Genomic DNA, 12,571 nt, shown 5'->3' with positions numbered 1-12,571 from the left:
AAGAGATGCCCTCAGTGTCGTTCTAGACGAATGCCGACTTTCCCGTGACGGCCCTGGCCACGATCATGGAGTTGATCTCGTAGCTGCCTTCGTAGGTGTACAGGATTTCGGCGTCGCCGAAGAGCTTGCCCATCTCGTAATCCGTGGTGATGCCGTTCCCGCCCATCAGGGACCGCCCCATAGCCACCGACGAGCGCGCCAAACGCGTTGTGGTCGCCTTGCACATCGCGGCCTGCACCATTTCCAGCTTCCCCGCCTGCTGGATGCGGGCCAGTTCCACCATCAAGGACAGGGAGGCATTGGCGTTGCCCAAAATGTCCGCGAGTTGCTGCTGGATGAGCTGGAACCGGGCCAATTCCTTGCCGAACTGTTTACGTTCCAAGGCGTAGGACCTGGCAATATCGAAGGCCGCCAATTGGATGCCCGCCGCCTGCCACCCCACCCAGGCCCGCGAGTCCCGCAGCAGGTCATTGGCCCGCGAGAATGCCGTGGCGCCGGGCAGCAGGTTATCCGCAGGAATCCGGACGTCGTCCAGCGTGATGTCCGCATTCTGCATGATGCGGAGGCCGATCTTATTGGTGATCTTGGTGGCCGAGTATCCTGCCCGGTCCGTCTCCACAATGAAGCCCTTGATCTGGTGATCAGACACGTCACGGGCCCACACCAAGGCGAAGTCGGCGATTGTCCCCGCTCCGATCCAACGCTTGGCACCGTTGATGACCCATTCGCCGCCGTCGCGTCGCGCCGTCGTCGAGAGTCCTCCGGCGATGTCCGAACCGTGATCCGGTTCCGTGAGCGCGAAGGCGCCCAACTGCGTGAAGGCCTCCAGCCCGGGCAGCCACTTCCGCTTTTGTTCGGGAGAGCCGAGTTCATGGATCATGCCGACGATGAGTTCGTTATGGATGCCTACGAGCGCGGACAGCGACACGTCTGCCCGGGCAATCTCGGTGTACATGAGGCCCTTGAACAGCTTGGAGGAGCCGTCGGTCTGCAGCCCGCCGAGCCCGTACTTTGCCATCTCGGCCAGGAGCCCGAACGGGAACTCTTCGCGGTTCCAATATTCGATGCTGGCAGCGCGGATCCGCGTTTGGAGGAACTCCCGCACCTCCGCGTACCGCTCCTGCTCCCCCGCAGGAAGCAGGTCCACTACATGCATCAGGTCCGCCTCCGGATAAGGAGGGAGGACTTTCCGTGTCGGTTCGCCGCTGGTAACGGTGCCGGCAGCTGCTTTTTCGTCGAGCATTTGACCCCTTCGTCATGTCCAACGCAGGCTCTTCCAAACCCTTGGATGTCCTAGTATATTGCAAGGTGATGTGGACCACTAGGCGGGGTGCTCCGGCGACGGCGCCGAGGCACTAATCCCCCAGCGAAAGGCGGACTATGACAGTCACAGAAGACTTCCGTGCGGCCCGTGACCGGCTGCTGGAACTGCGCGAGGATTACAGGCAGGCCCACAGGGAATTCGAATGGCCACGTTTTGACGAATTCAACTTCGCCCTCGATTGGTTCGACCAGATCGCTGCGGATCCGGAACGGGGAAACAAACCGGCACTGGTCATCGTGGAGCAGGACGGCAGTTCCACACGTCGCACATTTGCGGACCTTTCGCGACGGTCCTCCCAACTCGCCAAGTGGCTGCGCAGCGAGGGCGTCAAACGCGGGGACCACATGATCATCATGCTTGGCAACCAGGTGGAGCTTTGGGAGCTCATGCTTGCCGGCATCAAGCTGGGCATCGTCATGATCCCCACCACCACCCTCATGGGCGCCCGGGATCTCCAAGACCGCGTAGAACGGGGCGGGGCCAACTGGGTGGCCGTGGGTAGCGCCAACATTGGGAAGTTCGCGGACGTGGCGGGCGATTACACGCTCATCGAGGTCGGCGCGGACCACGCCAACGCCCAGGCGCTGCAGTACGCGGATTCGTACGACGCCGGCACGGACTTCACGCCGGACGCCCCCACCAAAGCGGACGAGACACTGCTCCTCTACTTCACGTCCGGCACCACTTCGAGGGCCAAGCTCGTGGAGCACACCCACACCTCCTACCCCGTGGGCCACCTTTCCACGATGTACTGGATCGGCCTTGAACCCGGCGACGTGCACCTCAATGTCGCCTCCCCCGGCTGGGCCAAGCACGCCTGGTCCAACGTCTTCACACCCTGGATCGCCGAGGCCTGCGTCTTCATCTACAATTACGAACGCTTCAATGCGGCCGCCCTCATGGACCAAATGGGTCGCGAAGGAGTCACAAGCTTCTGCGCGCCGCCCACCGTCTGGCGCATGCTCATCCAGGCGGACCTCACTCAGCTGGCCTCGCCGCCCCGGAAGGTGGTGTCCGCCGGCGAACCGCTGAATGCGGAAGTCATCGGCCAGGTGGAGGAAGCGTGGGGCGTCACCATCCGCGACGGTTTCGGCCAGACCGAATCCACCGTCCAGATCGCGAACACGCCAGCACAGCCGGTGAAGATCGGTTCCATGGGCCGGCCGCTGCCCGGATATGACGTCGTCCTGGTCGATCCGCTCACCGGCAAGGAAGCCGACGACGGCGAACTCTGCCTGCGCTTGGACCCCCGGCCCGTGGGGCTCATGAAAAGCTACTTCGGTGACGAAGCGAAAACAGCAGAGGCGTTCCGCGACGGCTACTACCACACCGGCGATATGGCCAGCCGGGACACCGACGGCGTCATCACCTATGTGGGCCGGGACGACGACGTCTTCAAATCCTCCGACTACCGTTTGTCCCCCTTCGAACTCGAAAGCGTACTGATCGAACACCCCGCCGTGGCGGAGGCCGCCGTCGTACCTTCGCCCGACCCGGTGAAGCTGTCGGTGCCGAAAGCGTTTGTGGTGCTCGCCGCCGGCTACGAACCCGGACCCGCCGTTGCCGAGGACATCCTGCGATACTGTCGCGAGCACCTGGCGCCCTTCAAACGGATCCGGCGTCTCGAATTCGGCGAACTGCCCAAGACCATTTCAGGCAAGATCAGGCGTGTGGAACTTCGCGGCACGGAAGTGGCGCGGCACGGACGCGGACCGTTGCCGGCAGGCCTCGGCCTGGAATACACCGAGGAAGAGTTCCCGAATCTGAAAGACTAGCCACCCGAGCAACGAAGGAGGCCCATGGGCACCCCACTCCCCCGCGACCCCATCGCCGACGCCCAACGCAACTGGGAACGGCACGGTTGGGGCGATGTCGCCGCGCCCATGGCAGCCATCACCGCGATCATGCGCACCCAGCAGATCCTGCTCGCGCGCATCGAGACGGTCCTCAAACCGTTCGGCCTGACCTTCGCACGCTACGAACTCCTCGCGCTGCTGAGTTTCGCCCGCAGCGGCGCGCTCCCCATGAACAAGGCGAGTGCGCTGCTGCAGGTGCATCCCACCTCGGTGACCAACGCCGTCGACCGTCTCGAAAAGGCCGGCCTGGTGGCCCGCTCCCCGCACCCCACCGACGGCCGCACCACCCTGATCGAGCTCACTGCCGAGGGCCGCACCCTCGCCAAGAAGGCGACGGCGGCACTCAATTCCGAGGTTTTCGGCAAGTCAGGCTTCGGGGCCGACGACGTCGATCACCTTATCCGCGTCCTTGGCACCTTCCGCAGGGATGCCGGCGACTTTACGGAGGAGTGACTCGACGCGCCAACGGGCGTATCCTAAAGCTCCATTGCCGCAGTGGGGGGTGGAGCGTTTGGCCAAGAACCCGGGACAACGCCGCAGCATACTTCTGCGCCCTTTCCTCCTTGCCATGCTTGCCTCATCTGCATGGATGCTGTGGTTGACCGGCCCTTCAGCAGCCGCCGCGGATATCCTTCCCGTCATACCTCCGCTACCCAGCAGCACCACGCCGCTAACGCAGACTCTGCAGGCGCCCTCGGTCACATCGTTGGCCGATTCTGTGGACCCAGCGGCTCCCGATCTTGATCCGCTCGCCGAGGCTTCCGCAGTTCCCGTGCTGCCTGCGGCTCCCGAGCTGCCTGAGGCTCCCGCGCTCCCTACGGTAACCGTCCCCCAGGTTCCGGATATCTCTCAGGTTCCGGTCGTCGGCCAGCTTCCCGAGGTACAGAAACTTCCTGTGGTGGAGGGAGTCCTGGAGCTCCTGCCCGAAGTCTCAGACGTACTTCCCGTGCCCGCGGTGCCCGCGCTGCCGGAAGTGCCTGGCTTGCCCGATGTGCCGGACTTGCCCGGGCTTGCCGACCCTCCGCTTCCTCCAACGCCGGCGCCCGCGCCCAACCCGCTCGACGGCGTCGCCCCGCCTGAGGTTTCGACCTCCCCGGCAGCCACAACCTCACCGTCGGGCGCTCCGACGCTGCCACTCGCCGTCGTACTCCAAACCACGCAAGCAGCGGCGCCCTTGCTCGGAGGCCCCAGCCTCCCGCAGCCCATACCGACCTTTGATCCAGCAGGGGTTCCGCCCGCCGCGATGCTCGCACCCGGCAGCCCGGTTCCCGGCGCACCGCTTTATCCGGTACCGGCGCCAAGCACCGCAGGCGTGTCCGGAGCGGGCGGCTCAAGCACGTCCGCCCCCGGGGCGTCCGACATCCCGGAGGTCCTCTCGCCGCTGCCGCCTCCGAGAGCCGGTCCAGTGACGGACCCGCAGCGAACGGCATCACCACAACCCTCGTTCGATCCCGGGTCCCGACCTGACTGATGCGGTGGCTCCTGCTTTGGCAGGCACCACCACCTGCGCCAACCGACGCAGGCATAAGACATCAGTCAGGAGGCACCCATGCTTCGCAAAATCCAGGTCCCTGTCCGCAATCACGCAAAGGCATCCGCCAGCCGACGTATCGGTTTTTGGCCCGACTTGGTCGGCAACTGGCCGGACCCGATGCACGCGGAAAGGAGCCGGATAGTCTGCTGAGGGGCGGCACACCGCCCAGGAAATAACGACGCCGGCCGGATGGTCAGTCTGACTGTCCGGCCGGCGTCGTGCTGTCCGAAGGCGCACGTTTCCGACAAGGCTTCATGGGCTCCCGGGACCACCTTCCCCATATTGATGGGCTTGCTGACCGAACTAATTACCGGACGGGTGCGGGCTCGGGATGACGGTTAGGACGGCGAGCCATTTCTCTCGGGCATCCCTTTCGAGTGGGCTATCAGATCAAGGAGCGGAAGATGTCCCAGCCGGTGCCGATGGTTTCGGCGGTGGGAACGAAGCCGGTGTACTTGAGCAGGTCTCCGTTCGGGTTGATGGCGATGGTGTCGTTCCGTGTCACCGTGTGCCCCCAATGTATTGCCTCGCCCAGGTTGTGGGTGAAGCTGCCGGCGCCGATGATTTCCGACATGACCTCCCAGCCGGGACCCCAGGTATTAGCCCCTTGCCAGCCTCCTTGGCCGTCTGATCTGTAGTGGTGCATGTAGCCGGCGTGGTCACGTCCGAGGATGTCCACGGCACCGTCGCCGCTTAGGTCGCCGGAGGCAATGATCTTGTCGAAGACCTGCCAGCCGGTGCCCACAACGTCCGGCTGCTTCCAGCCGCCTTCACCGTCGCCGGGGTACAAGTGGAGATCGCCCCGTGCATCGCGGGCGAGGACATCGTTGTTGCCGTCCCCGTCAAAGTCACCCGGACCCACGATCGTGTCGAACATGTTCCAGCCCGTACCGACGACAGATCTGTCCAGCCAGCCTCCGTGGCCATCGCCCGGGTATTGGTAGAGGTCGCCCTCCGCGTCGCGGGCAAGGATGTCGTTGTTGCCGTCCCCATCGAAATCGCCAGGTGAGAAAACGATGTTGAAGATGTTCCATCCGGTGCCCACGAGCCTGGGCTGGTCCCAGTGCGCAGTCTCGTAGCTGGGGCACACTCCGGCGTCGCACGATCCGAGGGTGTAAGTGTAGGTCCGGGGATACAGGACCAGTTCCCCGGTGTCCGTGCGGCCCAACAGCTCGAAGTTTCCTCGCCCGGTCCAGCCCATGGCCCGGTTGGACGCCGCAATGGGCTCTGTCTCCTTGCTGTGCAGCAGCGTGTTCTCATCGCCCCTTAGGGAGTCGCCGCACTGTTGCTTCTCCGGAGTCGTCGCGTAGACGTTGAAGGAGAGGCGGTTCCCGCGGTCTTCCGGCAGAATTTTTAGGGGTTCCACTTGGCGTTCCGCCGGAAGGGGTGTGCCGTTGCTCAGCCATTCAATCGTGTAACCATCCGGCGCTGCCCCGGTCTTGTCGCAGCCCGAGAATTCCCCCGGCGCACCCATCCTCAGCTCTGATCCCACGAACGGCATTCCCACCATGGACACAACTCCGTCCATATCAATATGGTGGAGCGGTTGGGCGCCTGCCGCCGTCGCCGGGACACCGCCGCTGCTTGCCAAACCGATCACGAGAAGCGCAGCCACGGCACTCCGCCGTGCTACACGCTTGAAACCGTTTGCGATCATATTTCCCCCTTGAAGACCTGTCGCAGACCTTCCGCCTGAACGGCATGTTTCCGCCAAGGCTACATGAGCGCCCGGGACCCTTTTCGGAAGCGAGCCATGGCTTAGGAATCGGATTATGGGCAGACGCTAAGAATTGGAGCACTACCCCCTCTGGCCTTTGAGCCGTGTGGGCGACGCCTGTCGCGCCGCGTCATTCAGCCGTAACCACCACCGTCGGCTGCTAGCGTGCAGTCCTGACACTTCAGGAGGAAACACGTGGGCTTTGCCGAAGAACTCAAGAAGGACTGCATCAACAATTGGGACGCCGCAATCAACCATCCGTTTGTGGATCAGTTGCTCGGCGGGAGTCTTTCCGACGACGACCTTCGGCGCTACCTTGTGCAGGACTACCAGTTCTGCGATGCCTTCATAGCGCTCCTCGGGCAGGCTGTGGCGTCTGCTCCATCCTTGTCCTCACGGTTGGTGTTCGCGCGGGTCCTGGGAGCATTCGCATCGGACGAGAACACGTACTTCCAAGACTGCTTCGATGAACTGGACGTTGCGGACGCTGACCGGATCGGGCCTGTTTTGGGAGCCGTGACCCGGGACTTTGATTCCCTCATGCGCAGCGCCCTGGCTACCCGCTCCTATCCGGACGTCCTGGCTGTCCTCCTTGTTGCCGAGTGGCTTTACGGGGACTGGGCCGCGCGGGCCCGAGATCCTGAACTGTGGCCAGCCGCGCCAAAGCACTCGGAGTGGATCCGCCTCCACAATAATCCCGAGTACAACGCCTGGGTGACGTGGCTACGGGAGGAGTTCAACGCCGTCGAGCCTGTAGATCCGGAAGTTCGCGACCGCGTTACGGAGACGTTCCGCGAGGCTGTGCGTTTGGAGCTCGCGTTCTTTGATGCCGCCGTTGTCCCGTCAGGCGCCCCGTCATCCGTCCCGGCTTAGAGAGCAACAAGTGGCTGTCCCTATGAAAGAGGCGGCAACTGCAGTGGCGTGACGCGAAAAGAGTTAGTGAATGTGGGATGCGAACGCAGAGCTGAGGGCGAAATATGAGACCACAGCCCCCTCCGGCTCAACTTGCTCGCGCGCGTAGGAGCATGCCACAGCGATGTCGTCCAGGTCGGTCCAGTGCCAGCTGTCCGGGCAGTGGTGGTTATCGCAGAATTGCCACGTCATTTCGTTCCTCAGTCATCGCCCTGTTTGTCCTTATATAGGACCGCTCCGGGGCGGGATCGTGACGAGGAAAGTATGGTGACCTGCGTCCTACTGGCGGGTCACTGAAAACGAAAAGATGAGAGCCGACACGAGGGCCAGGGCGGCAATACCGTAACCGACAACCAAGGCTGCAATCGCGAAGGGCCGTCCGCGTTCTCCACGTTGCTGGATCTGGTTGAGGGCGACGTGGCCTGCGCCCACAACGAAGACTGCGATGACGGCCATCCCGGCGAAGAACAGACCCACGAGGGCCAGCACTGCCATCGCTGCTGCCACGATGGCTTGGCGGTTGATCGGTTGGACGGATGCTTCCGTTTGGCCGGTTTGAACGATCTCCGTTGACATGTTCTCTCCCCATTTGTCGGTGCCAACGAGTCTATCCTCGCGCATGCCATAACTGCGTTGCGGGGCCCACTCTGCGCGCTTCGCGTCGGATTTGAAGCGCAGAGCAGGCCCCGCAACGTAAAGAAACTCCTAGCGGTGCTTGAACTCGGGCTCCCGCTTCCCGCTGAATGCGGCCATGCCTTCCTTCTGGTCCTCGGTGGCGAACAGCGAGTGGAATACCCGCCGTTCGAAGAGCACTCCCTGGGCCAGACCCATTTCAAAGGCGGCATTGACGGCTTCCTTGGCCACCATGGCCGTGGGCTTGGACTTGGAAGCGATGACCTCGGCGGCTTTCACAGCTTCGTCAATGACTTCAGCTGCGGGGACAATCCTGGACACAAGGCCTGAGCGTTCAGCTTCCTCGGCGTCCATGAAACGGCCTGTCAGGACCATGTCCATCGCTTTGGCCTTCCCCACGGCACGGGTGAGCCGCTGGGAGCCGCCCATGCCGGGGATGACACCCAGGTTGATTTCCGGTTGGCCGAACTTGGCGTTGTCCCCGGCAATGATGAAGTCCGCCATCATCGCCAGTTCGCAGCCACCACCCAGGGCAAAGCCGGAGACGGCAGCAATGACGGGGATCCGGAGCCGGGTGAGGTCCTCCCAGCGGCGGAACCAGTCCGCCGCATACATTTCCATGTAGCTCTTGGAGGACATCTCCTTGATGTCGGCGCCTGCCGCGAACGCCTTGGCGGATCCCGTGATGACCACGGCGCCGATGCCAGGATCGGTGTCCATTGCGGTGACTGCGTCCACAAGTTCGTTCATGAGTGCTGTATTCAGCGCATTCAACGCTTCCGGCCGGTTCAACGTCACCAAACCCACGCGGCCCCGACGTTCCACCAGGATGTTCCCGTACTGCTCCGTCATGCTCTCCCTCTCACTCAACGTCGTCATGTACAGAATCTCTCACACAGACTTGTCGCGTATGTCCGTGATGATGCCTGAGAAGTCGCGTCCGGCACCCTCGCCCGCGGCGTAGGCATCGTAGATCCGGGATGCCAACGGTCCCATTTCCGCTGCAACTCCAGTGCTTTCCAACGCATTGACGGCCAGCCGAAGATCCTTGGCCATCAGTGCCCCCGCAAAACCGGGCTGGTAGTCGCGGTTGGCGGGGCTGGTGGGGACAGGACCGGGAACAGGACAGTTGGTGGTCAGGGCCCAGCACTGTCCGGAGGCGTTGGAAGCGACGTCGAACAGTGCCTGGTGGGTGAGTCCAAGTTTCTCCCCGAGCACGAAGGCCTCTGCGACGGCAATCATGGAAACGCCCAGGATCATGTTGTTGCAGACCTTGGCCGCCTGCCCTGCACCGTGGTCGCCGCAGTGCACGATCCTCTTGCCCATGAGTTCCAGGATGGGTTTGACGGTCTCAAAATCCTCAGGCAAAGCGCCCACCATGAAAGTCAGGGTGCCGGCCTCGGCGCCCACCACGCCACCGGAAACCGGCGCATCCACGGAACGGTGGCCAGCGTCAACAGCAATGACGGCCGCCTCCCGCGCCTCGTCAACGTTGATGGTGGAACAATCCAGGAACAAGGTATCCGGTGCGGCTACTGACAGCAGCCCGGGCCCGTCAACCCCGCGGTACGCATCCAACACGTGCTTGCCGCTAGGCAACATGGTCAACACCACGGCCGCGCCGTCCACGGCTTCCTGCGCCGTGGATGCCATGGGAATTCCGTGGGCCTTGGCGGCCTCGACGGCGGCCGGCACAGGGTCATAACCGATCACATCGTGTCCGGCTTTGATCAGGTTGGCCGCCATAGGCCCGCCCATATGGCCGAGTCCGAGGAAAGCGATGAGTCCCGTTGCCGATGCTGCGTTCTCTGTCATGTCGTCTCCTTCAACTGGCTAACAAACTGGCTGGACAAGCGGCTGGACATGCGGGCTGCACAACCCGGCGGTCACGTGGCGTCAGCGCCCAAGGCGGCGAGCCCCAGCTCGCGGTCGCCGAGCGGCGCAAAGTAGCCCTCGACGTCGGACTCGCGCACCTCAGCCAAAGTGGGAGGCTTCCACTGCGGGTTCCGGTCCTTGTCCACCACCTGTGCACGGATCCCCTCCCGGAAATCAGGCCCGGCCAGGCAGCGCAGTCCCACCCGGTATTCCTGGTCCAGCGCTTCCTCCAGCGACATCCCCGGCACACGCCGCAAGGATGCCAAAGTGACCTTCACAGATGTGGGCGACTTCGTCTCAATGGTGTCGGCCGCAGAAGCTGCCTCGGGCGAAGATTCCCCCAACGAGCGCAAACTCCGTACGATCTCCTCCGCGTCGTCATAGGCGTAGGCGGCATCGATCCACTCCCGCTGGCCAGCGATGGCCGAGTCCGGCGCCGCTTGGGCAAAACGCCCGACGGCGGCCTCCGCCGTCGAGCTTTCCAGCGCCTCTGCCAGCGCCGCGAGGTTTTCGGACGGCACAAAGTGATCCGCGAGGCCAAGGAACAAGGCATCGGCCCCGGAGAGGTGCGCGCCCGTCAGCGCGGCGTGGGTTCCCGTTTCCCCCGGCGAGCGCGACAACAAAAAGGTGCCGCCGACGTCGGGCACGAACCCAATGGTGGTCTCGGGCATGCCTGTACGCGTCCGCTCAGTAACAATGCGCACCGAGCCGTGCGCCGAAACCCCCACGCCGCCGCCCAGCACCAACCCGTCCATGAAGGCGACATAGGGCTTGGGGTAACGGGCAATGAGCGAGTTCAGCCGGTACTCGTCGGCCCAGAACTCCGCCGTTTCCGTTCCGCCGTGCAGCATGTCCTTGTAGATGGCAACAATGTCTCCGCCGGCGCATAGCCCGCGGTCGCCAGCGCCGCGCACCAGGACGGTTGCTACGGCGTCGTCGTCAGCCCAGGCAGCCAACTGCTGGAGCATGGCTTTCACCATTCCCGCGCTGAGGGCGTTGACTGCCCGGGGCCGGTTGAGCGTTACGATGCCAAGATGGCCGCGGCGCTCAAAGAGAACTTCGTCTGTGTCCAAAGCCCCCATCAGCTACCTGCCGGCATGATGAAGCTGGCGCCCTGTCGAATGCCGGAAGGCCACCGCGACGTCACCGTCTTGGTCTTGGTGTAGAAGCGGAAGGCGTCGGCGCCGTGCTGGTTGAGGTCGCCGAAACCGGATGCCTTCCAGCCGCCGAAGGTGTAGTACGCGATCGGTACAGGAATGGGGACGTTGATGCCCACCATGCCCACTTCGACGCGGCTGGCGAAGTCGCGGGCGGAGTCGCCGTCGCGGGTGAAAATTGCGACGCCGTTGCCAAACTCGTGCTCACTGCAGAGCCTTAGCGCTTCGTCGTAGTCAGCCGCGCGCAGCACGCTGAGGACGGGGCCGAAGATCTCTTCCTTGTAGATCTTCATGTCCTTGGTGACGTTGTCGAAGAGCGTGGGACCAACCCAGAAGCCGCCGTCGTAGCCTTCCACTGTGAGTCCACGGCCATCGGTGACCAGGGTTGCGCCTTCGTCAACGCCGGACTGGATGTAGCCTTCGATTCTTTCCTTCGCGGAGGCAGCAACCACAGGCCCGAAGTCCGAGTCCTTGTCCAGGCTGTGGCCGACTTTGAGGTGTTTGACGCGCTCGGTCAGCTTGGCCACCAGGGCATCGGCAGTCTGCTGGCCAACGGGAACCGCAACGGAAATCGCCATGCAACGTTCACCGGCGGAACCGTAGCCCGCGCCAATCAGGGCGTCGGCGGCCATGTCCAGGTCTGCGTCGGGCATGATCACCATGTGGTTCTTTGCCCCGCCGAAGCATTGTGCGCGCTTGCCGTGCGCAGCCGCGGTGGCGTAGATGTACTGGGCGATCGGCGTGGAACCAACGAAGCCAATGGCCTTGACGCGCGGATCCTCAAGCAGGGCGTCGACGGCTTCTTTATCACCGTTGATCACGTTGAAAACGCCGTTGGGAACACCGGCTTCGCTGTACAGCTCGGCAAGCCGCAACGGAACGGAGGGATCCCGTTCGGAGGGCTTGAGGATGAAAGCGTTGCCGGCTGCGAGCGCGGGGCCCGACTTCCAGAGGGGGATCATGGCTGGGAAGTTGAACGGCGTAATACCGGCAACCACGCCAAGCGGTTGGCGCAGAGAGTGCACGTCAATGCCCTGCCCCGCGTTGTCCGAGAACTCGCCCTTGAGCAGGTGCGGCGCCCCTGCGGAGAATTCGACTACCTCGATGCCGCGCTGGATGTCTCCCTTGGCGTCGGCGAACGTTTTGCCGTGTTCGGAGGACAGGAGCTTTGCGAGCTCGTCAATGTTCTCGTTGACCAAGTCAACAAACTTCAGCAGGATGCGTCCCCGGCGTTGCGGGTTCATCGCCGCCCATTCGAGCTGGCCCTTCTCGGCATTTGCAATCGCGTTGCGGACCTCGTCCGCGCTGGCCAGCGGAAGCCGCGCCTGCACTTCGCCCGTGCAGGGATCGAAGACATCGCTGAACCGTCCGGACGTGCCGTCGATCCTCTGGCCGTCTACGTAGTGTGAAAGCTCGCGCACCATGGTGGAATGCTCCTTTGCATCGTGAATGACTGCCGTGCGGCTGGTTCCAGTAATCGGCAGGAACGCCTCAGCGACTGTGAGCCAGGTCATCTCTGAACCGAATATACTCGGACTTCCTACTAATTTCCAGAGGCGGTTT

Annotated in this window: 12 protein-coding genes; 4 read left to right on the top strand and 8 right to left on the bottom strand. The window is 63.4% G+C overall.

What is annotated here, in order from left to right:
* Positions 1-22 precede the first annotated feature (22 nt).
* On the bottom strand, positions 23-1,243 hold the full coding sequence (locus J2Y41_RS14705) for an acyl-CoA dehydrogenase family protein (protein ID WP_224095078.1): 1,221 nt from the start codon (positions 1,241-1,243) through the stop codon (positions 23-25).
* A 137-nt stretch (positions 1,244-1,380) separates the two neighbouring features.
* On the opposite strand from J2Y41_RS14705, the gene J2Y41_RS14700 reads away from it, so the two are divergent.
* The 3 genes from J2Y41_RS14700 to J2Y41_RS14690 all read left to right on the top strand — a co-directional run bounded on the left by J2Y41_RS14700 (position 1,381) and on the right by J2Y41_RS14690 (position 4,651).
* Positions 1,381-3,099 carry an AMP-binding protein gene (locus J2Y41_RS14700; protein WP_309929539.1) on the top strand — a complete coding sequence of 573 codons (1,719 nt, stop codon included), beginning with the start codon at positions 1,381-1,383 and terminating at the stop codon, positions 3,097-3,099.
* 24 nt (positions 3,100-3,123) lie between these two features.
* Positions 3,124-3,633 carry a MarR family winged helix-turn-helix transcriptional regulator gene (locus J2Y41_RS14695; protein WP_224095074.1) on the top strand — a complete coding sequence of 170 codons (510 nt, stop codon included), beginning with the start codon at positions 3,124-3,126 and terminating at the stop codon, positions 3,631-3,633.
* A gap of 115 nt (positions 3,634-3,748) precedes the next feature.
* The gene (locus J2Y41_RS14690; protein WP_309929536.1) at positions 3,749-4,651 is read left to right on the top strand and encodes a hypothetical protein; all 903 of its coding nucleotides are present in this window, start codon (positions 3,749-3,751) and stop codon (positions 4,649-4,651) included.
* 448 nt (positions 4,652-5,099) lie between these two features.
* Here the strand turns inward: J2Y41_RS14690 and J2Y41_RS14685 are convergent, their stop codons facing one another.
* Positions 5,100-6,371: a VCBS repeat-containing protein gene (locus J2Y41_RS14685; RefSeq protein WP_309929534.1), complete on the bottom strand. Its 1,272-nt coding sequence runs from the start codon at positions 6,369-6,371 to the stop codon at positions 5,100-5,102.
* Positions 6,372-6,626: 255 nt separating this feature from the next.
* Here J2Y41_RS14685 and J2Y41_RS14680 point away from each other — a divergent pair, with 255 nt between their 5' ends.
* Positions 6,627-7,304, top strand: a complete 678-nt coding sequence (locus J2Y41_RS14680) for a TenA family protein (protein ID WP_224095066.1) — start codon at positions 6,627-6,629, stop codon at positions 7,302-7,304.
* A gap of 63 nt (positions 7,305-7,367) precedes the next feature.
* Here J2Y41_RS14680 and J2Y41_RS14675 read toward each other — a convergent pair whose 3' ends face one another.
* The 6 genes from J2Y41_RS14675 to J2Y41_RS14650 all read right to left on the bottom strand — a co-directional run bounded on the left by J2Y41_RS14675 (position 7,368) and on the right by J2Y41_RS14650 (position 12,432).
* Complete coding sequence (locus J2Y41_RS14675) at positions 7,368-7,535, bottom strand: hypothetical protein (RefSeq protein ID WP_224095064.1); 168 nt, start codon at positions 7,533-7,535, stop codon at positions 7,368-7,370.
* A gap of 87 nt (positions 7,536-7,622) precedes the next feature.
* Positions 7,623-7,919, bottom strand: a complete 297-nt coding sequence (locus J2Y41_RS14670) for a DUF4190 domain-containing protein (RefSeq protein ID WP_224095062.1) — start codon at positions 7,917-7,919, stop codon at positions 7,623-7,625.
* Positions 7,920-8,048: 129 nt separating this feature from the next.
* Complete coding sequence (locus J2Y41_RS14665) at positions 8,049-8,828, bottom strand: enoyl-CoA hydratase (protein ID WP_224095104.1); 780 nt, start codon at positions 8,826-8,828, stop codon at positions 8,049-8,051.
* A gap of 39 nt (positions 8,829-8,867) precedes the next feature.
* On the bottom strand, positions 8,868-9,791 hold the full coding sequence (gene mmsB, locus J2Y41_RS14660) for a 3-hydroxyisobutyrate dehydrogenase (RefSeq protein WP_224095060.1): 924 nt from the start codon (positions 9,789-9,791) through the stop codon (positions 8,868-8,870).
* Positions 9,792-9,862: 71 nt separating this feature from the next.
* On the bottom strand, positions 9,863-10,933 hold the full coding sequence (locus J2Y41_RS14655; RefSeq protein ID WP_309929530.1) for an enoyl-CoA hydratase/isomerase family protein: 1,071 nt from the start codon (positions 10,931-10,933) through the stop codon (positions 9,863-9,865).
* Positions 10,933-12,432, bottom strand: a complete 1,500-nt coding sequence (locus J2Y41_RS14650) for a CoA-acylating methylmalonate-semialdehyde dehydrogenase (protein WP_224167443.1) — start codon at positions 12,430-12,432, stop codon at positions 10,933-10,935. The genes J2Y41_RS14655 and J2Y41_RS14650 overlap by 1 nt, the downstream gene beginning before the upstream one ends.
* Positions 12,433-12,571 lie beyond the last annotated feature (139 nt).

Origin of the sequence: Arthrobacter sp. 1088, assembly GCF_031455315.1 — a bacterium.
Taxonomy (GTDB): Bacteria; Actinomycetota; Actinomycetes; order Actinomycetales; family Micrococcaceae; genus Arthrobacter.
Note: the sequence above shows the minus strand (reverse complement) of the source record. Positions and strands in the feature narration are given on the sequence as shown.

Coding starts and splice junctions, on each gene's coding strand:
- J2Y41_RS14705 (WP_224095078.1), bottom strand. CDS start 1,243: ATGCTCGACGAAAAAGCAGCTGCCGGCACCGTTACCAGCGGCGAACCG.
- J2Y41_RS14700 (WP_309929539.1), top strand. CDS start 1,381: ATGACAGTCACAGAAGACTTCCGTGCGGCCCGTGACCGGCTGCTGGAA.
- J2Y41_RS14695 (WP_224095074.1), top strand. CDS start 3,124: ATGGGCACCCCACTCCCCCGCGACCCCATCGCCGACGCCCAACGCAAC.
- J2Y41_RS14690 (WP_309929536.1), top strand. CDS start 3,749: ATGCTTGCCTCATCTGCATGGATGCTGTGGTTGACCGGCCCTTCAGCA.
- J2Y41_RS14685 (WP_309929534.1), bottom strand. CDS start 6,371: ATGATCGCAAACGGTTTCAAGCGTGTAGCACGGCGGAGTGCCGTGGCT.
- J2Y41_RS14675 (WP_224095064.1), bottom strand. CDS start 7,535: ATGACGTGGCAATTCTGCGATAACCACCACTGCCCGGACAGCTGGCAC.
- J2Y41_RS14670 (WP_224095062.1), bottom strand. CDS start 7,919: ATGTCAACGGAGATCGTTCAAACCGGCCAAACGGAAGCATCCGTCCAA.
- J2Y41_RS14665 (WP_224095104.1), bottom strand. CDS start 8,828: ATGACGGAGCAGTACGGGAACATCCTGGTGGAACGTCGGGGCCGCGTG.
- mmsB (WP_224095060.1), bottom strand. CDS start 9,791: ATGACAGAGAACGCAGCATCGGCAACGGGACTCATCGCTTTCCTCGGA.
- J2Y41_RS14655 (WP_309929530.1), bottom strand. CDS start 10,933: ATGGGGGCTTTGGACACAGACGAAGTTCTCTTTGAGCGCCGCGGCCAT.
- J2Y41_RS14650 (WP_224167443.1), bottom strand. CDS start 12,432: ATGGTGCGCGAGCTTTCACACTACGTAGACGGCCAGAGGATCGACGGC.